The sequence below is a fragment of the Micromonospora sp. DT63 genome, from assembly GCF_049841615.1.
GTDB lineage: Bacteria > Actinomycetota > Actinomycetes > Mycobacteriales > Micromonosporaceae > Micromonospora.
The window spans coordinates 35,135-55,691 of the sequence record NZ_JBNCKQ010000003.1 but is presented as its reverse complement, the minus strand read 5'-3'; the positions used below and the strand labels follow the sequence as shown (position 1 = coordinate 55,691).

20 protein-coding genes and 1 tRNA gene are annotated in these 20,557 nt (G+C 72.6%); 12 read left to right on the top strand and 9 right to left on the bottom strand.

The window, feature by feature from the left end:
• Window positions 1-3: 3 nt before the first annotated feature.
• On the bottom strand, window positions 4-432 hold the full coding sequence (locus tag ACLQ27_RS12555) for a PH domain-containing protein (RefSeq protein WP_234582603.1): 429 nt from the start codon (window positions 430-432) through the stop codon (window positions 4-6).
• Window positions 433-550: 118 nt separating this feature from the next.
• On the opposite strand from ACLQ27_RS12555, the gene ACLQ27_RS12550 reads away from it, so the two are divergent.
• The 6 genes from ACLQ27_RS12550 to ACLQ27_RS12525 all read left to right on the top strand — a co-directional run bounded on the left by ACLQ27_RS12550 (window position 551) and on the right by ACLQ27_RS12525 (window position 6,377).
• Window positions 551-1,723 (top strand): thiolase family protein, encoded by a 1,173-nt coding sequence (locus ACLQ27_RS12550; RefSeq protein ID WP_357575792.1) that lies wholly within the window; start codon window positions 551-553, stop codon window positions 1,721-1,723.
• 115 nt (window positions 1,724-1,838) lie between these two features.
• On the top strand, window positions 1,839-2,852 hold the full coding sequence (locus tag ACLQ27_RS12545) for an aminoglycoside phosphotransferase family protein (protein WP_357575791.1): 1,014 nt from the start codon (window positions 1,839-1,841) through the stop codon (window positions 2,850-2,852).
• 111 nt (window positions 2,853-2,963) lie between these two features.
• Window positions 2,964-3,476: a hypothetical protein gene (locus ACLQ27_RS12540; protein WP_234582600.1), complete on the top strand. Its 513-nt coding sequence runs from the start codon at window positions 2,964-2,966 to the stop codon at window positions 3,474-3,476.
• 93 nt (window positions 3,477-3,569) lie between these two features.
• Window positions 3,570-4,262, top strand: a complete 693-nt coding sequence (locus ACLQ27_RS12535; RefSeq protein ID WP_425866883.1) for a response regulator transcription factor — start codon at window positions 3,570-3,572, stop codon at window positions 4,260-4,262.
• On the top strand, window positions 4,255-5,721 hold the full coding sequence (locus ACLQ27_RS12530) for a histidine kinase dimerization/phospho-acceptor domain-containing protein (protein ID WP_425866881.1): 1,467 nt from the start codon (window positions 4,255-4,257) through the stop codon (window positions 5,719-5,721). Before ACLQ27_RS12535 ends, ACLQ27_RS12530 begins: the two co-directional genes overlap by 8 nt.
• Before the next feature lie 56 nt (window positions 5,722-5,777).
• Window positions 5,778-6,377 (top strand): hypothetical protein, encoded by a 600-nt coding sequence (locus tag ACLQ27_RS12525; RefSeq protein WP_354857291.1) that lies wholly within the window; start codon window positions 5,778-5,780, stop codon window positions 6,375-6,377.
• Window positions 6,378-6,443: 66 nt separating this feature from the next.
• Here the strand turns inward: ACLQ27_RS12525 and ACLQ27_RS12520 are convergent, their stop codons facing one another.
• A complete protein-coding gene (locus tag ACLQ27_RS12520; RefSeq protein WP_425866879.1) occupies window positions 6,444-8,678 on the bottom strand; it encodes a glycosyltransferase family 39 protein in 2,235 nt (744 codons plus the stop codon).
• A 123-nt stretch (window positions 8,679-8,801) separates the two neighbouring features.
• Between ACLQ27_RS12520 and ACLQ27_RS12515 the strand changes: the two genes are divergently transcribed.
• Complete coding sequence (locus ACLQ27_RS12515; protein WP_234582594.1) at window positions 8,802-9,509, top strand: glycosyltransferase family 2 protein; 708 nt, start codon at window positions 8,802-8,804, stop codon at window positions 9,507-9,509.
• Here ACLQ27_RS12515 and ACLQ27_RS12510 read toward each other — a convergent pair.
• Complete coding sequence (locus tag ACLQ27_RS12510; RefSeq protein WP_425866876.1) at window positions 9,495-10,388, bottom strand: transketolase family protein; 894 nt, start codon at window positions 10,386-10,388, stop codon at window positions 9,495-9,497. The genes ACLQ27_RS12515 and ACLQ27_RS12510 overlap by 15 nt on opposite strands.
• Window positions 10,389-10,393: 5 nt before the next feature.
• Entirely contained in the window at window positions 10,394-11,089 is a 696-nt protein-coding gene (locus tag ACLQ27_RS12505; RefSeq protein ID WP_425866874.1) for a transketolase, read from the bottom strand.
• 45 nt (window positions 11,090-11,134) lie between these two features.
• Between ACLQ27_RS12505 and soxR the strand changes: the two genes are divergently transcribed.
• Window positions 11,135-11,590 carry a redox-sensitive transcriptional activator SoxR gene (soxR, locus tag ACLQ27_RS12500; protein WP_357491886.1) on the top strand — a complete coding sequence of 152 codons (456 nt, stop codon included), beginning with the start codon at window positions 11,135-11,137 and terminating at the stop codon, window positions 11,588-11,590.
• On the opposite strand, the gene ACLQ27_RS12495 is transcribed toward soxR, so the two are convergent.
• Window positions 11,573-12,550 carry an NAD(P)H-quinone oxidoreductase gene (locus ACLQ27_RS12495; RefSeq protein ID WP_425866872.1) on the bottom strand — a complete coding sequence of 326 codons (978 nt, stop codon included), beginning with the start codon at window positions 12,548-12,550 and terminating at the stop codon, window positions 11,573-11,575. The genes soxR and ACLQ27_RS12495 overlap by 18 nt on opposite strands.
• Window positions 12,551-12,882: 332 nt before the next feature.
• Between ACLQ27_RS12495 and ACLQ27_RS12490 the strand changes: the two genes are divergently transcribed.
• A tRNA-Ser gene (locus ACLQ27_RS12490) sits at window positions 12,883-12,972 on the top strand.
• Between the two features lie 3 nt (window positions 12,973-12,975).
• Here the strand turns inward: ACLQ27_RS12490 and ACLQ27_RS12485 are convergent.
• Window positions 12,976-13,131, bottom strand: coding sequence for a hypothetical protein (locus ACLQ27_RS12485; protein WP_425866870.1), 156 nt, complete (start codon window positions 13,129-13,131; stop codon window positions 12,976-12,978).
• Between the two features lie 143 nt (window positions 13,132-13,274).
• Here ACLQ27_RS12485 and ACLQ27_RS12480 point away from each other — a divergent pair, with 143 nt between their 5' ends.
• Window positions 13,275-13,817: a YbhB/YbcL family Raf kinase inhibitor-like protein gene (locus ACLQ27_RS12480; RefSeq protein WP_234582588.1), complete on the top strand. Its 543-nt coding sequence runs from the start codon at window positions 13,275-13,277 to the stop codon at window positions 13,815-13,817.
• A gap of 64 nt (window positions 13,818-13,881) precedes the next feature.
• Here ACLQ27_RS12480 and ACLQ27_RS12475 read toward each other — a convergent pair whose 3' ends face one another.
• Window positions 13,882-14,592 carry a class I SAM-dependent methyltransferase gene (locus ACLQ27_RS12475; RefSeq protein ID WP_357491892.1) on the bottom strand — a complete coding sequence of 237 codons (711 nt, stop codon included), beginning with the start codon at window positions 14,590-14,592 and terminating at the stop codon, window positions 13,882-13,884.
• A gap of 211 nt (window positions 14,593-14,803) precedes the next feature.
• On the opposite strand from ACLQ27_RS12475, the gene ACLQ27_RS12470 reads away from it, so the two are divergent.
• Window positions 14,804-16,633: a hypothetical protein gene (locus ACLQ27_RS12470; RefSeq protein ID WP_425866867.1), complete on the top strand. Its 1,830-nt coding sequence runs from the start codon at window positions 14,804-14,806 to the stop codon at window positions 16,631-16,633.
• 45 nt (window positions 16,634-16,678) lie between these two features.
• On the opposite strand, the gene ACLQ27_RS12465 is transcribed toward ACLQ27_RS12470, so the two are convergent.
• Window positions 16,679-17,461: an IucA/IucC family C-terminal-domain containing protein gene (locus ACLQ27_RS12465; protein WP_234582692.1), complete on the bottom strand. Its 783-nt coding sequence runs from the start codon at window positions 17,459-17,461 to the stop codon at window positions 16,679-16,681.
• Window positions 17,462-17,793: 332 nt separating this feature from the next.
• Here ACLQ27_RS12465 and ACLQ27_RS12460 point away from each other — a divergent pair, with 332 nt between their 5' ends.
• Window positions 17,794-19,323, top strand: coding sequence for a peptide deformylase (locus ACLQ27_RS12460; RefSeq protein WP_425866865.1), 1,530 nt, complete (start codon window positions 17,794-17,796; stop codon window positions 19,321-19,323).
• A gap of 69 nt (window positions 19,324-19,392) precedes the next feature.
• Here ACLQ27_RS12460 and ACLQ27_RS12455 read toward each other — a convergent pair whose 3' ends face one another.
• Window positions 19,393-20,508, bottom strand: a complete 1,116-nt coding sequence (locus tag ACLQ27_RS12455; RefSeq protein ID WP_357491898.1) for a globin domain-containing protein — start codon at window positions 20,506-20,508, stop codon at window positions 19,393-19,395.
• Window positions 20,509-20,557: the final 49 nt, after the last annotated feature.

The following is a 20,557-nucleotide window of genomic DNA, read 5'->3' as shown; positions in this document are numbered from 1 at the left end:
CGCTCAGGGGTGTCGGCGGGCGGCGCGCAGTTCGGCGGCCACCTCCTCGGGGGTGGCGCCGAGGTCGTACCTGCCGAACAGGTGCAGCGACTCGCCCGCGTCGATCTCCAGGACCTCGCCGGTCAGCCCCCACCGCTGCCGGCGGTCCACGGTGATCGCCTCGACCGTCGGCCACGGCAGCAGCCGCCGGCCGGCGAAGCCGTGGATGACGGTGAGCCCCGCCGGATCGACGGTCAGGCGGACCGGCGCGACCAGGTCCCGTACCGCCCAGGCGGCCAGTGCGGCGGCGGCCACACCGGCCACGACCAGCCGGATCGGGTCGCCGTCGGCGAAGAGCAGACCGAGGGCGACCAGCAGGACCGCGCCGGCCAGCTTGGCCACCGGCAGGTTCGTCGGCACCCGCCACTGCCGCACCGGGGAGATCTCGTCCACCCGCCCAGCATGCCAGCGGTCGGCGGATGCCGGGAGTAGCGGCACCTCGGCCCGTGGGCGGACGAGGGTTCCACGGACGACGTAGGATCGGGGCAGCCCAAGTTACCGGGGAGTAAACATGAGTGACGCGGTCATCGTCGGCGCGGTACGCACCCCGGTCGGGCGGCGCAAGGGCAGCCTCGCCGGTGTCCACCCGGTCGACCTGTCGGCGCACGTGCTGCGCGCCCTCGCCGAGCGCACCGGCCTGGACCCGGCGCAGGTCGATGACGTCTTCTGGGGCTGCGTGTCCCAGGTCGGCGAGCAGTCCTGGAACATCGCCCGCAACGCGGTGCTCGCCGCCGGCTGGCCCGAGACGGTGCCCGGCACCACGCTGGACCGGCAGTGCGGCTCCAGCCAGCAGGCCCTGCACTTCGCCGCCGCGACAGTCCTCTCCGGCCAGGCCGACCTGGTGGTCGCCGGCGGTGTGGAGTCGATGACCCGGGTGCCGATGGGCTCCAGTGTGGCCGGCGGCATGCCGTTCAGCGACCAGCTCCGCGCCCGCTACCGGGGTGTCGAGGGCTTCGCCGACGACGCGCCGCTGCCGTTCAACCAGGGCGTCGGGGCCGAGCTGATCGCCCGCCGGTGGCGCCTCTCGCGTACGCAGCTCGACGAGTTCGCGCTCGCCAGCCACGAGAAGGCCGCCGCCGCGCAGGACGCCGGGGCGTTCGACCCCGAGCTGACACCGGTGCCGCTCGCCGATGGTGGCAAGTTCACCGCCGACGAGGGCATCCGTCGGGACACCTCGCTGGACAAGCTCGGTGAACTGGCCACCCCGTTCCGCGCCGACGGCGTGGTCACCGCCGGGTCCGCGTCCCAGATCTCCGACGGCGCCGCCGCGCTCGCGGTGACCACGTCCGACTGGGCGAGCCGGCACGGTCTGCGCCCGCTGGCCCGCATCCACACCGCGGTGGTCGCGGCCGACGACCCGGTCACCATGCTCACCGCGCCCATCCCGGCCACCGCGAAGGCGCTGCGCCGCGCGGGGCTGGGCATCGAGGAGATCGGGGTGTACGAGGTGAACGAGGCGTTCGCCCCGGTGCCGCTGGCCTGGCTGGCGGAGACCGAGGCGGACCCGGAGCGGCTCAACCCGCGCGGTGGCGCGATCGCCCTCGGGCACCCGCTCGGTGGCTCCGGCGCCCGGATCATGACCACGATGCTCCAGCACATGCGGGACAACGGGCTCCGCTACGGCCTGCAGACCATGTGCGAGGGCGGCGGCATGGCCAACGCCACGATCGTCGAGCTGGTCTGACCCGCCGCCGGCCGGAACCGTCGCGCCGGTCTGACCCGGCGGTTCGGCCGCCAGCCCGAGGAGCACCGCGGAAATGGTCTCGCCCCGGTCAGGCACGCCGCCTAGGGTGCCCATCGTGACGACGATCGCCGACGAGCGCGCCCCCGACTGGTCCAGCGTGCAGTGGCAGCAGGAGGCCCGAACCTGGGTCGACGAGCAACTCGGCAACGCCGGTCGCCGGGCCACCGGGCCTGTCGAGCCCCGAGTCCGGCCGTGGTCGCTGGTCTGGCGGGTACCGACCGACGGTGGGCCGGTCTGGTTCAAGGCCAACAACCGGGGCACGGTCCACGAGGCGGTCCTCATCGCGATGCTGGCCGGGCTGACGCCCGAGCGGGTGCTGACCCCGATCGCCGTGGACCGGGAGCGGGGCTGGTCGCTGCTTCCGGACGGCGGCGAGTCACTGCGTGACGTGCTGGGCCGCGACCCCGACCTGGCGCACTGGGAACGGGCGTTGCCCGGGTACGCGGCCCTTCAACTCGCCACCACACCGCACGCCGACGAGCTGGTCGCCCTCGGCGTACCGGACCACCGCCCGGAGGTGCTGCCCGGACTGCTCGCCGAACTGCTCGACGATCGCGATTCGCTGCGCGTCGGCGCGGAGGGCGGGCTCGCCGTCGAAACGTACGAGCGGCTGCGGGCGGAGGTTCCGGCGTACGCGCAGCGGTGTCGCCGGCTCGCGGACATCGGCATCCCGGCCACCGTGCAGCACGACGACCTGCACGACGGGAACGTCTTCGCCGGGCCGGCCGGGTACCGCTACTTCGACTGGGGCGACGCCTCGGTGGCGCACCCGTTCGGCACGCTGCTGGTGACCCTGCGCTCCATCCGGTACGCCAGCGCGTTGTCGGCGGACGACGCCAGCCTCGCCCGGCTGCGCGACGTCTACCTGGAGTCGTGGACCGACCGCTACGACCGCCGTACCCTCGTCGAGGCCGCCGACCTGGCCATGAACCTGGGCGCGGTGAGCCGGTCGCTCTCCTGGCGGCGGGCCCTGGACACGGCCGACCCGGCCCGGGCGGAGTACGCCGAGGCGGTGCCCGGATGGCTTGCCGAACTGTTCGCCGCCTCCCCTCTTGCGCCCGAAGGCTGACCGACATCCGTCCCGGTCGGAAGTCGGACAGGCGGTGCGACGCGGCGCGTGGAACTTCCAAAATTCCGACGTGACCCACGTCACCGGTGCGGGGAGGTCGTTGGGCAGGTCATGGACGTCTTCTCTCGAACGTTCCTCCCGGCCGCCACCGAGGCCGGCCTGGCCGTACAGACGGTGAGCCGGCACATGCCGGTCTTCCGCCGCTGCGTGGGCTCGGGTGACGCCACCATCCTGGTCACCCGGTGCAGCCGCCCCGACCGTCCGGTCACCGGCGACTACCTGTTGCTGCTCACCCACCGCCGGCTGGTGGTGACCCAGCAGACGAGGCTCCTGCACCGGCTGCGCCTGCACCTCAACACCGAGCTGCGCGAGCTGAGCAACGTCACCTGGAGCCCGGACCCCCGGCTGGGGTCGGTCGAGCTGGCCGCCACCGCGATCGACGGGATCCGCGAGCGGTTCCTCATCCGCACCAGCCACCCGAAGCAGGTGTGGCAGCTCGACGCGCTGCTCAACCACGCGTTCCGGACCCGCCTGCGGGCACCCCGCGAGCGGATCGTCGCCACCATCGGTGACGCGCCGGCCGCCGTCCGACCCAGCGCGTTCCGCCCCGCCGTGGCGCGCTGACGCCCGGCGGGCCGGTCGCCGTTCACGTCTCCTTTACCGAACTCGAACACGCACCGATCGCGCCGAACCGACCGGGTCGGCAATCATGGGCCGGTGACAGTCGAACCGCCGCACCGCGGGCTCGTCCTCGTGGTCGAGGACGAGCCGGCCATCGCCGACCTGGTCCGGCTCTACCTCACCCGCGACGGGTTCGGCGTCCACCTCGAACGCGACGGCGAGGCCGGCCTGAGCGCCGCCCGCCGGCTGCGGCCGGTCGCCTGCGTCCTGGACATCGCCCTGCCCGGTCTCTCCGGCACCGAGATCTGCCGCCGGTTGCGCGAGGCCGGTGACTGGACGCCCGTCATCTTCCTCACCGCCCGCGACGACGAGGTGGACCGGATCGTCGGCCTGGAGCTGGGCGCCGACGACTACGTGACGAAGCCGTTCAGTCCGCGCGAGCTGGTCGCCCGGGTCCGCGCGGTGCTGCGCCGCAGCGCCGGTGGCCCCGAGGGCGCGGAACGACAGCGCATCGTCGGCCCGGTGACCCTCGACCCGGCCCGGCGGACGGTCACCGCCGGCGGCGTACCGGTGCAGCTCACCTCCACCGAGTTCGACCTGCTGGCGCATCTCATGGCCCGGCCGGGCCGGGTCTTCACCCGGGAGGAGTTGCTGGCCGGCGTCTGGGGTTACGCCGCGCACGCCGGGACCCGCACGGTGGACGTGCACGTCGCGCAGGTGCGGGCGAAGCTCGGCCCGGCCAGCGTCATCCGTACCCACCGGGGCGTGGGGTACGCGGTCGATGCCTGAGCAGCCGGTGCGCGCCGAGTCGCCGACCATGGCACTGCCGGTGGTCGGCGCCCGCCCGCCGGCCGCACCCCGGCGCAGCCGTCTCGGCCGCACGCTTACCGCCCGCGCGGTGCTGGTCACCTGCGCGGTGGCACTGGTGTCGGTGCTCGTCACGGCAATCGTCGCGGTGCCACTGGCGATCCGCGGCGCGGAGCGACGCGACCAGCAGGCGCTCGCCGCGCAGGCCCGACTCGCCGCCGAGGTGCTGCGCACCCGGCTGGACCGGGGTCGCACCGTCGACGAGGAGCGGCTCATCCAGCAACTGCGCGACCAGGGCATCGACGCGTACCTGATCCGGCGCGGGACCGTCGACCGGTCGGGCCTGCCGCCGCGCGTGGTGCAGCGGATCGGGCAGGGCCGCAACGTGTCGGCCCGCCGCCCGGTCAACGGCCACCGCGCCCTGGTGGAGGGCCGGGCGCTGCCGGGCGGCAACGGGGTGGTGCTGTCCCGCGCCTCGTCGAACGGGTTGTGGGCGCAGGTGCTGCTCAGCCTCTGGTTGCCGCTGCTGGCCGGGTTGGCCGCCGGCGTGGTGGCCGGTCTCCTGCTGGCCCGCCGACTGGCCCGACCGATCCGCGTCGCGGCCACCGCCGCCGCCCGACTGCGGGCCGGAGACCGCGCCGTCCGGGTGCCTGTCGAACCGCCGGACGAGGTCGCCGACCTGGCCGAGGCGCTGAACGGGTTGGCGGCGGCCCTGACCACCAGCGAGGGCCGGCAGCGTGAGTTCCTGCTCTCCGTCTCGCACGAGCTGCGGACCCCGCTGACCGCGATCCGGGGGTACGCCGAGGCGCTGGCCGACGGCGTCATCGACGCGGACGGCACCGCCGACACCGGCCGGACCATGCTGGCCGAGGCCCAGCACCTGGACCGCCTGATCGGCGACCTGCTGGCGTTGGCCCGGCTGGAGGCCGCCGACTTTCCGCTGGAGCCGGTGCCTGTCGACCTGACCCGGCTGGCCGCCGACGCCGAGCCGACCTGGTCGGGTCGGTGCGCCGCGGTGGGTGTGTCGTTCCGCGTGGAGGCGCCCGGTCAGCCGGTGTCCGCGTACACCGATCCGGGTCGCATCCGACAGGTGCTGGACGGGCTGCTGGAGAACGCGCTGCGGGTCGTACCCCCGGGGGCGCCCGTGGTGCTCGCGGTCCGGCCGGTCGGTGCGGACCCGGCGGCCGGCGGTGTGCTGGAGGTCCGCGACGGCGGGCCCGGCTTCACCGACGACGACCTGGCGGTGGCGTTCGAGCGGGGGGCGTTGCACGAGCGCTACCGGGGGGTGCGCAAGGTGGGCAGTGGGCTGGGCCTGGCACTCGCCGCCGGGCTGGTCCGGCGGCTGGGCGGCGAGATCGTCGCGGGCCACGCGCCCGAGGGCGGCGCCGCCTTCACGGTCCGGCTGCCCGGTGATCCTTACCTGACCCGAACATCGGCCTGACGGTCCGCTCGTCCGCGCGGGGAAGGCTGAGGGCTCCACGGACGAGAGGGAGAGTCATGCCACGTTGGGGATTCGTCACCGGCACCACGGCACTGCTCGCGGCGGTCGCGCTCGGGGTCAGCGGCTGCGGCGCGGCCGAGGTGGCCAGCCAGCCCGCGCGGGACGCCGCGGTCGAGGTTGCCGCCGCGATGGGTGTGGAGGGCCAGGCGCTTACCGCGATGGGCTTCGACGCCACCGACCTGGACGTGCAGACCGTCGCCGCCCCGGCCACTCCGACGCCGGGCGCCTCCCCGACGGCTCGCGACAAGGACCGGCAGAAGCGCGGCGAGGAGTGGCGCAAGCGCCACCAGGCCCGCGTGCAGCTGCGCAAGAACACCCTGCACGGCGAGGCGGTGGTGCAGACCAAGGACAACGGTACGCAGACGGTTGCCGTGCAGCGTGGCGAGGTGACCGCCATCGACGGCGACTCGATGACCGTCAAGTCCACCGACGGGTTCACGATGACCTGGACCTTCGGCGACGACCTGCGGGTCGTCGAGCGACGCGCGACGGTGCAGCCGAGCGAGGTCAAGGTCGGCGCGAAGCTCGGCGTCGCCGGTGCCAAGGACGGCGACAAGGGCGTCGCCCGGCTCATCCTCATCCCGCGCGACAAGTGAGCGACGGGCCCCCGGGTGCACGCCCGGGGGCCCGTCCCTGCGCGGCTGCGCCCGAGCGGCAGGCGATCAGCGGCCGGGCGGCAGGGCGTAGCCCACGTACCCGCGGAACTCCAACCGCCAGCCGGCCGGGACCAGCTTGGCGCAGGCCGGCTGACTGCCGGTGCAGACGATCGCGTCCATCGAGGCCGGGTCGGCCGGCGGCCGCTCGGGCAGGACCGACTGCAACGACACCAGGTTCGGCGAGCCACCGTCCGGCTGGCGCAGCAGCAGCCACCACGGGTACTCCCAGTTGTCGTTCTGCTCCACCAGCCCGATCCGCCGCGCGCCGCTGTCGCGGACCGCTGTCGCGGCCCATTGGAACTCGTCGGCCCACTGTGGCCGGCGCAGGAACCGGGTGTCCCAGTCCGAGGTGGTGAAGACCGAGCCGGAGCCGACGAGCCGGCGCGGGAAGCCGTACGACAGCGCCAGCACCCCGGCCAGCGCCGAGGTGGCCAACACGGCGACGGTCGCCACGGTGGCCACGGACCGCCGCCGTGCCGGCACTGAGGGCTCCGGGTTCGTGTGGCGGCGCAGGAGCGCGTCCAGCCACAGGCCGGCGAGCGGCACGGCGAGGACCAGGGCGTAGAGCAGCAGGCGGTTGCCCCACGGCTGCCACTTGAGCATCGAGGTGTGCAGCAGCACGGTGGTCAGCACCACCACGGCGTACGAGCGCAGCGGCCCCACCGGCCCGAGGTCGAGCCGACGCGGGCGGACGAGCGCGACGAGCGTGCCGAGCACCGCGAGTGCCCCGGCGATCGGGAACGCCACCCGGTCCTCGTCCGGGTACCAGGCGGGCACCGGAAAGACCTCCCGACCGAAGGTGATCGCCCGGTCCTGGGGGTCGACACCCAGCACGTCCGCGCCCTCGATGATCGCGTCCGCGCTGGCGCTGCGCAGCGGCGCCAGCGGCGTGTCGAACGCCGTGTGCCCGATCCGCAGGGCGTTGACCAGGATCGACGCCGGATCGTGCCGTTCCATCGGGATCGACTCCCGCAGCCGTGGGGGGCCCAGCGGATTCCCGAACTCGGCGGTCACCCGGGTCAGGAACGGGCCGACCACCAGCGCCGCCACCACCAGGATCAGCGCCGAGCCACCGACGACGCGAACCACCGAACCGATCGACCGAACGCGACCGGCGGCCGGTGCGCGACCGGCGGCCGGTGCCCGGTCGGCGGCCGGTGCGCGGTCAGCCAGGGCCAGCCGGAGCTGGGCCAGGCCCCACAGCAGCAGCAGCGGGCCCACCGCGAGCAGACCACTGGTCTTGGTCACCGCCGTCAACCCGGTGGCCGCGCCCAGGCCGAGCAGCGTGCCCCAACCGGTCCGCCGACGCAGCCCGTCCAGGGCGAGGGTCGCCGCGCACGCCACCCACGCCGCGCAGACCAGGTCGGTCTGCGTACTGGTCGCCTGTAGTACCACCATCGGCGTGGTGGCCAGCACGAATGCGGTGATCAACTGAGCCCGCCGGCCGCCGCCGAGCTGCGCGGTGATCCGCGCGACCACCAGCAGGCAGAGCACCCCGGCGGCCCACTGCACCAGGTTGTGCAGCGCGTCGGAGCCGGTGAGCAGGCGCAGGTGCAGGAGCAGGTACTCCGCGCCGGGTGGGATGGTCACCTGCCGGTGGATGGCGGTGGGCCAGAAGTCCAGGTCACCCTGGGCCACCCAGTGTTCGACCTTGGGCAGGTGGTAGGTCTGCGAGTCGAAGTTGTTCGGCTCGGCCAGCAGCGCGACAAGCAACTCCAGCAGCACCAGCCCGCCGATGCCACCGCCGAGCAGTCGCTCGCCCCGACTCGCCGTACGCCAGATCTCGGCTGCTCTGCGCAGGCCGGCGCGTACCTCACCGGTCCGGACCGGCGTGGCGTCGCGCCCGCCGGACGGGCCACGGTCGGCGAGCGGGACGGACGTCTCCGGGCCCGCGCCGGCGGTCACCGCCGCGCCGACCGGCACCCGCCGGGCCGTCGCGGCCGTCATCTCGGCGGGCACCTCGGCGGGCGGAGTGTCCCGGTGCCAGCGCAGGCCCACCGCCGTCGCGGTGGCGAGCAGAAAGAGCAGCCAGGCGGCGACGAACGCCGGCCGGGTCAGCGCGTGCAGCGCGCCGAGCACCTCGACGACGAGCACCGCGTACGCCCCGGCGACCACTGCCGCGCGCACCACGGCGAGCCGTGACGGCCCCACCGCGTCAACCCCGCAGGGCTTCGTCGCGACCGTGAGCAGGAGCAACGAGGCGGCGGGGAGCACCGCGAGCAGGGAGCCGGCAGCCGACATGGCCGGAAGTAAACACCATCTGGCTGAATCGTCGCGCCGGTTGTCCGACGGTGGCGGCAACCGTCGGCCTGACCAGTCGGGCTAGGCTATGCCCGACGTGTCGTCGCCCCCGTGGAGATTCCCGTGAAGCTCTCGATCCTCATGCCTGTCTACAACGAGGAAGAACGCATCGCAGACGCCCTCAAGCAGGCGTTGGCGGTTGACTACCCCTGCGAGATCGAGTTGGTCGTTGTCGACGACGGCAGCCGGGACGGCACCGGCGAGGTCCTCGGTCGCGTCGACGACGCCCGCCTGCGGGTCATCACCCACCCGCGCAACGCGGGCAAGGGCGCGGCCATCAAGACTGCGGTGGACAGCGCGGAGGGCGACTTCATGGTCATCCTCGACGCCGACCTTGAGTACGACCCGCAGGACATCCCGAAGCTGCTCGACCCGGTGCTCGACGGGCGGGCCACGGTGGTCTACGGCAACCGCACCTTCGGCAGCCACAGCGCCTACAGCTTCTGGTACGTGATGGGCAACAAGGGCGTCACGATGGCGGCCAACGTGCTGTTCAACTCGTACATCGGCGACCTGGAGACCTGCTTCAAGCTGATGCCGGTGGAGCTCTACCGGTCGCTGGAGGTGCGCTCGCGCGGCTTCGGCATGGAGGCCGAGGTGACCGGCAAGCTGCTGCGCCGCAAGATCCGCCCGTACGAGGTGCCGATCAGCTACCGGGCGCGGGGCCGCGAAGAGGGCAAGAAGATCACCTGGAAGGACGGCGTCGAGGCGATCTGGATCCTCGGTCGCGAGCGCGCTCGCCGCCGTCCCGCCGTGTCATCCGCGCGCTGATCCCAGGAACGCGCCGATCGTCCGCCGCAGACCTGCGGCGTCCAGGCCGTGCCAGCGGGCGTGGTCGGCGGCATCGCCGTAGCGCCGCAGATCGGTCCGGCCCACCCCGAGCGTGAGCAGCCGGTGCGGCACGTCCGCCAGGGCGTGCCCGGCGACCGCGCTCGACGTCCCCGCCAGGTACGGCTCGACCAGCACCACGTCCGTCCCGGCGAGCGCCCGCAGCCCGGCCGTGTCGAAGGGCCGGGGGGTGTGGGTGTACGCGACCGTCACGTCCATTCCCTCGGTCGCGTCGAGCGTGGTGTCGAGCATCGGCCCGACGGCAACCACGAGAGGTGCGTCCGGCCCGCCCCGCCGCAGCACCCGTAGTCGGTCGGCGTCCGGATACGCCTCGGCGTTGCGCTGCTCGGTGAGCCGCAGGTAGACCGGATCGTCGCCCGCCGCGGCGTCCCGGAGCAGCGGCGCGACCTCGTCCGGGTGACCGGGCACCCGCACGGTCCAGCCGTCGCCGAGCGAGTCGAACAGCGCCACGTCACCTGGTGACTGGTGCGTGCGGCCCTCCTCCGCGGCGTCGTACGAGGCGCCGATGCTGACCAGCACCGCGCTCACGCCCTGGTGGTCCAGATCCAACTTGATCTGCTCGTACGCCCGGTCGACGAGGAACGTCGCGTACGAGTGCACGATCGGGCGCAGCCCGGTCAGAGCGAGGCCGCCGGCCACGCCGATCATCAGTTGCTCCCGGATGCCGACGTTGAGCACCCGGTCCGGGTGCCGCCGGCCCGCCGGGGCGAACTGGCTGACCGAGATGTCGGCCAGCACGAGGGCGGTGCGAGGGTCCTCGTCGAGCAGGGCAGTGGTGGTGTCGATGAAGGCGGTACGCATGACTGTCATCCCTTGCTCTCGACGCGGGCGACCACCAGGTGCGGCTGTCCCGGCCGGTGCCCGGTCAGCGCCGCGTACAGGGCGGTGTGGTCCCGGCCGTCGACCGTGTCGGCGGTCCACCCGTTGACGGTGAACCGACCGGCGATGCCACCCGCCCAGCCGTGGGTCGCCGACGAGTTGTCCACCACGATCGCGGTGACGCTGTCCAGACCGGTCGCCCCCGCGTACGCGATGGCCTCGTGGTTGGAGCCCTCGTCCAACTCGGCGTCGCCGAGCAGCACGTACACCCGGGGGGTGAGCAGGCCCTGCGCGCGCAGGCCGAGGGCGGTGCCGACGCCCAACCCCAGCCCGTGGCCGAGCGAGCCGGAGCTGATCTCCACACCTGGCACCAGCACCCGGTCCGGGTGGTGGCCGAGCCGGCTGTCCGGCCCGCCCAGGTCGTCGAGCCAGGCTTCCGGGATGAACCCGTGTGCGGCGAGCACCGCGTAGTACGCGGCCGGCCCGTGCCCCTTGGAGAGCAGGAACCGGTCCCGGTCCGGGTCGTCGACGGTGTCGGGGGTGACCCGCAGCACCCGGTCGTAGAGGACCTGGATCACGTCGATTGTCGAGTGGGCGCTCGGCGCGTGTCTCTCGTCGCCGGTCAACCGCCGGATCAGGCCGGGGAGCCTGGCACTGCTGTCGGTGGTGAGTGTGGTTGCCATGCCACTAGCGTGTGAGTTGAAGTGCACTTCATTTCAAGGACCGTGATGCAGGACTCATTGACCATCGGCGAACTCTCCGTCCGCTCCGGCGTGGCGCCGTCGGCGCTGCGCTACTACGAGCGGCTCGGTCTGATCCGCGCCAACCGCACCGGCGGAAACCAGCGCCGCTACGCCCGCACCGAACTGCGGCGGGTCGCCTTCATCCGGATCTCCCAGCAGGTTGGCGTCTCGCTGGACGAGATCCGCGAGGCGTTGGAGTCGCTGCCCGACCGCCGTACGCCCAGCCCGCAGGACTGGGAGCGGCTCTCCGCGAGCTGGCGCGGCCGCCTGGACGAGAGGATCCGGCTGCTCACCAAACTCCGCGACGACCTGGACGGCTGCATCGGCTGCGGCTGCCTGTCCCTGCAACGCTGCACCCTCTACAACCCGGAGGACACGCTGGCCGGCGAGGGCCCCGGCGCACGCCTCATGCTGCCCCGCGCCTCACCCGACGGTGAGTAGCACCTTGCCGACGTGGTCGCTCGACTCGACCAGCCGGTGCGCCTCGGCAGCCTCGGCCATCGGCAGCCGCCGGTCCACCACCGGGCGGACCGCGCCGGCCTCGACCAACGGCCACACCTCATCGCGTACGCCCCGGACGATCTCCGCCTTCTCGGCCAGCGGTCGGGAGCGCAGCGCGGTCGCCGCGACGCTCGCCCGCTTGGCCAGCAATGCCCCGAGATCCAGCTCGGCCTTGCGACCACCCTGCATCCCGATCACCACGAGCCGGCCGCCGGTCGCCAGCGCGGCGACGTTCCGGCCCAGGTAGGACGCGCCCACGATGTCGAGGATGACGTCCGCGCCGTGACCGTCGGTGACCTTGCGGACCTCCTCGACGAAGTCCTGCTCCCGGTAGTCGATCGTGTGCGCTGCGCCCAGCTCGCGCAGGCGGGGGTGCTTGGCCGCGCGGGCGGTCGCCAGGACCGTGGCGCCCAGGGCCGCCGCAAACTGGATCGCGAACGTGCCGATCCCGCTGCCCCCGCCGTGCACCAGCAGCGTGTCACCCGAACCGAGTCGGCCCACCCCCACCACGTTCGACCAGACCGTGCAGGCTACCTCCGGCAGCGCCGCGGCGTCGACCAGGTCGACGCCGGCCGGCACCGACAGCAGCTGCCCGGCGGGCACTGCGACGCGCTCGGCGTACCCGCCGCCGGCCAGCAGCGCACAGACCTCCTGGCCGACGGCCCAACCGGTCACCTCCGGGCCGATCGCGTCGATCACCCCGGAGCACTCCAACCCGAGGTAGGCGGGCGCACCCGGCGGCGGCGGATAGTGCCCCTGCCGTTGCAGCAGGTCGGCGCGGTTCACTCCGCTGGCCCGTACCGCGACGATCACCTCGCCCGGGCCGGGCTCCGGGTCGGGGACCTCGGCCCACACCAGCGCGTCGGGTCCACCGGGCTGCGGAACGGTGATGGCTCGCATGGCCTCAGTCTTACCCGACGCGCCCGTGGGCCGCAGACGCACCCCGGCGCACTCCGGTCGTCGGCGCTCGGCCCTGGCGCTCGGCGCTCGGCCCCGGGTTCCATGAAACCGGGGTGTCTGTGACGGTCCGATGCCCCGGTTTCATGGAATCCGAGTCGATCACGCCGCTGCACGCTGCGACGCGTGTCCCGACTTCCGTCGGGTGGCGGCGATCCCCGCCACAGTGGACGCTACGGCCGCCGCCTGACCGGCGCTTCGGGGAGGGACGCCGAGCCGGCCGGCGGGTGTCGTGGCAGACTGTCCACGGCCGTACACCCGCGGGTGGCGGTCCGGGAGGGTTCGCCTAGTGGCCGATGGCGCTGGTCTTGAAAACCGGTAAGGCAGCGATGCCTTCGTGGGTTCGAATCCCACACCCTCCGCCACCGCTACTCCGGTGGGTCGACCGTCCGCCGGTTCTCACGGACCGTCTCGTCGGCCAGCCGCTCGACCGCGCGTCGGCGCTCCTCGGCGAGCGCCCGCTCGTCCGGCTTGCGCAGCGCGGTGACGACGGCGACCAGGAAGTCGCGCCAGATCCCTAGCAAGTATTCCCCCCGTGGAAAGTTGCGGGCTGCCAACCATAGCGTTCGGCCGGTGCCGCCGGACAACCGACGCATCTGGTCGTTGGTCGGCCCGGAACGGGGTATGAAGGGCAGGTATCTGCCCAGACCGGAAGGACGCCGTCCCGATGACCCTCGAACGACCGATCGCCCCGGACCCGTACGAGCTGCTGCCGACCGTGCCCTCGTTCACGCTGACGAGCGACGACGTGCAGAACGGCGAGCCGATGGACGCCCGGCACGCCCACGGCAGCACCGGTGGTGAGAACGTCTCCCCGCAGCTGACCTGGTCGGACTTCCCCGCCGAGACCAAGAGCTTCACCGTGACCTGCTACGACCCCGACGCCCCGACCGGCAGCGGCTTCTGGCACTGGGTGCTGGTGAACGTGCCGGTCAACGTCACGCAGCTGCCCAGCGGCGCGGGCGGCGCGGCGGGCACCGACCTCGGCGGGGCCTTCTCGGTCCGCAACGACTACGGGGAGCAGGGCTACGGCGGGGCGGCGCCGCCGCCCGGTGACCGCCCGCACCGGTACGTCTTCGCGGTGCACGCCCTGGACGTCGACCGCCTGGACCTCACCCCGGACGCGAGCCCGGCCTACGTCGGCTTCAACCTGACGTTCCACACCCTGGCGAGGGCGGTCATCCGCCCGACGTACCAGATCAAGGAGTGAGCCGTACCCCGCGATCTTGCACTGTCCGTGCACGGTCGAGTGCAAGATCGCGGGGCGGGGTGGGTCAGGCGGGGACGCGGGCCACCGCGAAGACGGACTGGCCGAACGGGGGTCGGACGACCTGCTCGGCGGCCTTCGTGGCGGGGAGGACGAGGGTGTCGTACACCTTGACCATCGGCCCCTCCTTCGGCATCAGCCGGAAGACCTTGGTGGCCATGAAGTAGCCGATCAACCCGAGTGCGTTGGCGTAGTGGATCTTCTCCACCGTCAGGCCGGCCTCGGTCATGGCCGTGCCGAGCGTCTTCTTGGTGTACCGGCGGACGTGGCCGGTGGCGATGTCCGCCGGGCTCATGGCGAACTGGAACGCCGGCACGATGATGATCACCGCGCCGCCGGGGCGGACCAGGTCGCGCATGCTGCGCAGCGCGCCCACGTGGTCCTCGATGTGCTCCAGGACGTTGTACGAGACCGCGGCGCTGTAGTCCCCCCGGTCGCTGTGCGGGAGCAGCATCTGCCGGACGTCGATGCCGGGCTGTTCGGCGAGGCGCTCCTTGAGCTGCACCAGCCGGTCGGGATCGGCCTCGGTGGCGGTGAACCGGGGCAGCCGCTGCGACCATTCCAGCGCGTAGTCACCGAGGCCGCTGCCGATCTCGATCGGGTCGTCACCGAGGTACGGCACCGCCAGCTCGACGAACCAGCGGCGGTGGTTGACGGCCGTTGCCAGGCCCTCCAGCACCTCGGACTGGACGCGCTGATCCCCAGTGATTTCTGCCATGCGTCGATTCCTCACGATATGAACTCGACCCGTGCCTGGACCGACAGAGTGAATCATCCGCTTGGATGGCAGAAGAATCGGGGGAGCGGTTGGCCGAATTGCGGTCGGGGGGTGGGCACGTGATCGGCGGTCGGCGAACCCGGCACATAGTACGGCAGTACCCCGAAACATGTCACGGTGCCGCCATACGCTGACTACCCTATGAATTGTCATGACTACTCCCGAACCGGACGCGCCCGGCGACGGCCCGGCCACCGCGTCGCCGGTGGAGGGGGCCGGCGGCGGCGATCGCTTGCGCCGCAACGGGAAGTGGACCGATCTGGCCGCCGTGCTGAGCTTCGTGGTGCTCGCCTTCTGGGTCACCGGCCGCCTCTGGTTGGACCCGGGCAGTGGAGTGCGGGACAACCGCTCCGACCAGCAACAGTTCGAATGGATGATGGCGCACGGTGCGCGAGTGGTCACGCATTTCGCGTACCCGTTCCATTCCGATCAGATGAACGTGCCGGACGGTGTCAACCTCATGGCAAATACGTCCGTATTATCCATTTCGCTGCCAATGACGCCGATCACCCTGCTGTTCGGGCCACGTGCGGCATTCCTGCTCTTTCTTACCCTCGGAATGATCGCCACCGCCACCGCCTGGTACTTCCTGCTCTCCCGCGTCCTGATCGGAGCCCGGGGGCCGGCCTGGCTGGGTGCGGGCTTCTGCGCGTTCGCGCCGGCCATGGTGTCGCACGCCAACGGGCACCCGAACATCGTGTCGCAGTTCGTCGTCCCACTGATCATCTGGCGTACGCTGCGGCTCGCCGACCCCGGCCGCTGGTTGCGCAACGGGCTGCTGCTCGCTCTGGTGGTCGTCTGGCAGGCGTTTCTCAACCTGGAGATCCTGCTGATGACCGCGATCGGGCTCGGCGTGATCGTCGGCGCGCTGGCCATCGGCCGCCCCGCCCTGCGGTCACGGGCCCGGTCCTTCCTCGCGGGCCTGGCCGTCGCCGCAGTGGTCGCGGGTCTGCTGCTGGCGTACCCGCTGTATGTGCAGTTCTTCGGACCCGGCGCCTACTCCGGGCTGTCCAGCCTGATCCGCGGCTACTCCAGCGACCTGGCCTCGTTCGTCGCGTACTCCCGGGAATCGCTGGCCGGCAGCCCGCGCACCGCCGCCGGGCTGGCCAAGAACCCGACCGAGGAGAACAGCTTCTTCGGCTGGTCGCTGCTCGTGCTGGTGGTCGCCCTCATCTGGTGGCTGCGGCGCTCGGTGGTGGTGCTCGCGCTGGCCGGGCTCGGGCTGCTCTTCACGGTGCTCTCACTCGGGCGGGAGATCCGTTTCGCCGGTCACGGCACCGGCGTGCCGGGGCCCTGGGCCGCGCTGGAGAACCTGCCGATCCTGCACTCGGTGGTGCCGACCCGGTGGGCGCTGGCGATCACCCCGATCATCGGGGTGCTGCTCGCCTACGGCGCCGAACGCGCCAGCGAACTGGCCCGTACGCGCCCGGCCGCCCGCCCGCAGATCCGCTTCGCCACCGCGACAGTGCTGACGATGGCCCTGCTGCCGATCCTGCCCACCCCGCTGCCGGTGGTCCAGTTGGACCCGGTCCCCACCTTCGTGACCAGCGGGGCCTGGCGGCCGTACGTGGCGGGTGGGCGCAGTGTGGTGACCCTGCCGCTGCCGGACACCAACTACGCCGAGCCGCTGCGCTGGTCCGCCGCGACCCGGCTGGACATGCCGCTGGCCCGGGGCTATTTCCTCGGACCGGACACCCGCCCGGGCGCGGAGCCGCCGAAGGTCGCGCTGTTCACCGCGCCACCCCGACCGACCAGCAGTTTCTTCGCCACCATCCGACGGACCGGCGCGGTGCCGCCGATCACCCCGCAGAGTCGGGTCAACGCGGTCGACGACCTGCGCTACTGGCGGGCCGGCGTGGTGATCCTCGGGCCGCACGAGCACGAGCTGGAACTGCGGCGTGGAATGACCGAGCTGACCGGGATCCAACCGGTCTTCACCGGCGGCGTCTGGGTGTGGGACGTCCGGCCGCTGACCGACTGAGCGGGGGTCGGACGCGCCGGGATCAGCCTTGTCGGACGCGCGGGATCAGCCCTGGCGGACGCAGCAGCCCTGGCAGACCTTCGGGCTGGGCAGCGTGAAGGCCAGGCAGCAGGTGCGTCGCTGCACGCTCGGCTCACCGGTCGGGCCGGGCACCAGCTCGACCAGATCCGCCAGGTCGAGCGCGCCGAGCAGGGTGTCGATGCTCTGCACCGTCGAGCCCGGCAGGGCGTCCGCGGCCCGGAGGATGCCGTGCGCGATGCCGGAGGCGACCGAGCCGAGCAGCGTCCGGGTGCCCACCCGCACCTCCGCCTGGATCGCCGCGATCAGCGGCGCCAGGTGGGCGTCGAGCAGGGAGGCGCGCAGCTCGGCGAGCAATTCGGCCTCGCCGGCGACGACGCGTACCTCCGGCAGGCCGGAGAGCGCCAGCGGGTCGCTCGGCAGCACGGCCACTGTGGTGCCGTGGCGCAGGCCCAGTGTGAGCAGGGGCCGGTGGTCCTCGAAGTGGATCAGCACGTCGGACGGGTCGAGCAGTGGCACCCGGCGGGCCGAGGCCCAGCCGAGCACGACCGGCAGGGCCGTCCAGTAGCTGTACGACTTCCAGGCCAGCGCGGCGCAGGCGTGTGGGGTACCGCCCCAGCGGACGCTCGCCGCGTGCAGCAGCTCCGGCAGGCGGGTGCCGTCGATCAGGGTGGTGGCGGGCGCCCAACCGAACTCGTCGTCGACAAGCAGGCCGCGGGCGAGACCGGGAAGGTCGTCGGTGCCGAACATGGCCCGCAGCGCCGCGGTGACGGGGGCGAGCGGCGTGGCGGTCACGTCCCGCCTCGGCATCACCGCTGTCACCGTGTCATCCCCCGTCCGCGTGACCGGGGAGCACGCCCCGGCGGACGACCAGCGCCGTCCTGAGCTAAGGCTAGCCTAACCACGCCTGGCGGCCTAAGGGAAGCCTTGCCTCGGTCGGATCGGGAGGCCCGGGTCACTCCGGCTCCCGGCGGGAGCAGCGCTCCGCGCCCCGGCGTACTACCCGCACCCGGCCTCCGAAAACGCCGCCGCAGGATCGATCACCGTCGGTGGATTGTCAAGCGTTGTGTCGACAAGGTGGCAGATGCGTGTGCGCTTCGCCACGGAACGTGAAACTGATACTCCCGGCCACGAGGAAGCCGATGACGACGTCACCCCTCGAACGGGCTGCCGACTCCTTCGCGGCCGAGCTCGCCCGCCAGCGCGCCGGGCGGGGCCTGTCCAAGAAGCAGCTGGCCATCCTGATGGGGTTCGACCCGTCCTACGTCAGCCACGTCGAGGGCCGCCGACACCGCCCGACCGAGGACTTCGCCCGCCGTGCCGAGGCCGTCCTGGAGGCCAGCGGCGCGATCTGGCAGCGCTTCCGGGAGTACGACGACCTCCGGCACGCCCGCTCCGGCCAACCGCACCGCGAGCCCCCGCTGCCCGGTCAGTGGCTGCCTCCCGGCACCGGCCTCGTCGTCGAACGGGAACTGGCCACCCTCACCCACACCGACGACGCCTACCGGTGCGTCATCCGCCGCGAGCTCTACAACGCCGGCACCGAACCGGTCACCCGCTACCTCGTCCGCGTCGCGGTGGACCGCTACCCGAACGACCCCGGTCGCTCCAACCGGCACCACCGGGAACACCCGCTCACCTTCGCCGAGCTGCAACTACAGGCCCGTCGGGACGACGACGCCGGCGACCCGGAGCCGATGCACTGGCGGGCGAAACACGACCGGGACGCGTTCAAGGAGATCTGGCTGCTCTTCGAGAACGGGGAACGGCGCTTCCCGCTCTACCCCGGGGACCGGGCCATCATCGAGTACGCGTACAGCGTCGGGCACGAGAAGTGGGGCCCCTGGTTCCAGCGGGCCGTCCGGCTGCCCACCCGGCACCTCGCCGTACGCCTGGACCTGCCGGCGGTCCTCGACCCGCAGGTCTGGGGCGTGGAGACCTCGCTCTCCGCGGAGGAGGGCCCGCTTCGGACGGCGCCGCAGCGTCGCGACGAGGGTGACCGGGCGATCTACGACTGGCAGACCGACGCCCCGCCGCTCAACGCCCGCTACCGGATGCAGTGGCGCTTCCGGGCCCGGCCGGACAGCGACCCGGACGTCGGCCCCGGCGGCACCCGGGTCCGCCCCAGCGAGCGGATGCGCGGGATCGGCATCGTCCAGCGCGGGGCCGACCTCCTCCGCCAGCAGGTCCGGCAGTTCGACCTGCCCGGCGACGAACAGGTGGCCCGGGACGTCGTGGACCGACTCACCATGGCCCTGTCCCGGCTGGACGAGCTGCACCCGTTCAGCAAGGGAGTGGGCATCGCCGCACCGCAGCTCGGCATCGGCCGTGCCGCCGCAGTGGTCCGACCCCCCGACCGGTCGGCGGAACCGGTGGTCCTGCTCAACCCCCGGGTGGTGGACGCCGACCCGGAGACCGACGAGCAGTACGAGGGGTGCCTCTCCTTCTTCGACCATCGCGGTCTGGTGCCCCGACCGCTGCGACTCGACGTGGAACACGCCCGGTGGGACGGCAGCCGGATCATCACGTCGTTCGAGTTCGGCATGGCCCGGCTCGTCGCGCACGAGATCGACCACCTGGAAGGGCGGCTCTACGTCGACCGGATGGCACCCGGCGTGCCGCTGGTGCCGGTGGAGGAATACCGGGAGACCGGCCAACCCTGGCGCTACTGACCAGGGCGGGGGCCGGGGCGCGTGCCCCAGGGGGCAGGGGCACGCGCCCCGGTGTGGGGGGAGGAACGTCTAGAGATCGCCGAACGTGTCGTAGCGGATGTTCGGCGGCGGCACCTCGTCGGCGGCCAGCACCCGCAGTGTCGACCGAACCATCTGCGCCGAACCGGAGACGTAGCAGTCGTGCGTCGTCCACGGGCCGTACCGGGCCACCACGTCCGGGATGTCGCCCAACTCGCCGTCGAAGTCGGGATCGTCGCTGCACGCCGCCGTGACCGACAACCACGGGTGCGCGGCCACCAACTCCTGCAGGCCAGCCAGCCCGTACAGGTCCGTCGCGTGCCGGGCGCCGTAGAAGACGTGCACCCAGCGCGTCCGGTTGTAGCTGGCCAACTCCTCGACCAGCGCCTTGATCGGCGCCAGCCCGACGCCACCGGCCACGCAGAGGATGTCCCGCTCGGAGGAGCGGTCCAGGGTCATCGACCCCATCGGTGCCGCCAGGCGCAGCAGGTGCCCCGGCTGTACGCGGCGCACCAGCGCCCCGGACACCCAACCCGCGCCCGGGCTCCGCACGTGGAACTCCAGCACGTTGTCGTCGTTCGGGGCGTTCGCCACCGAGTAGTTCCGCCACACCCTCGGGTGGAAGCGGGGCAGCTCCAGGCTGACGTACTGGCCCGCCCGCCAGGACAGCGGATGTTGCAGGGCCCGGCAGGTCAGCACGGCGATGTCCGGGCCGTGCCGCTCGTGGGTCAGCACCTCGGCGTGCCAGAACGGCGGGTTGTCGTCGTCGGCCGCCCCGGCCGTCATCTTCGCCGCGATCGCCGCGTACGCGTCCCGCCACGCCTGGTCGTACTCCAGATTCCAGCCGTCGCCAGCGGTGCTGCGCAGCGCGTCCAGCAGCGCGACGCCCATCGTCGCGTAGTGCTTGTCGTCGACGTGGTACTTGCGGTGGTCCCGGCCCAGCGCACGCAGGAACTCGTCGAAGCTCTCCGGATCGTCCACGGTGTGGATCGCCGTGATGATCGCTTCCAGCAGGCGGTCACCCTGGCCGTTCATCTGCACCGGGAAGAGCTGCCGCAGGGCGGGGTCGAGCAGGAACAGCCGGGCGTAGAAGTGCCCGCTCAGCCGCTCCCGGTCCTCCTCGACGAGGGTCCAGCTCTCCTTCAGCAACCGTGCGACGTTGTCCACCGGTGCTCCTTCTCCAGACGGCAGCGGATCGGGCGCTCATAGAATCTCC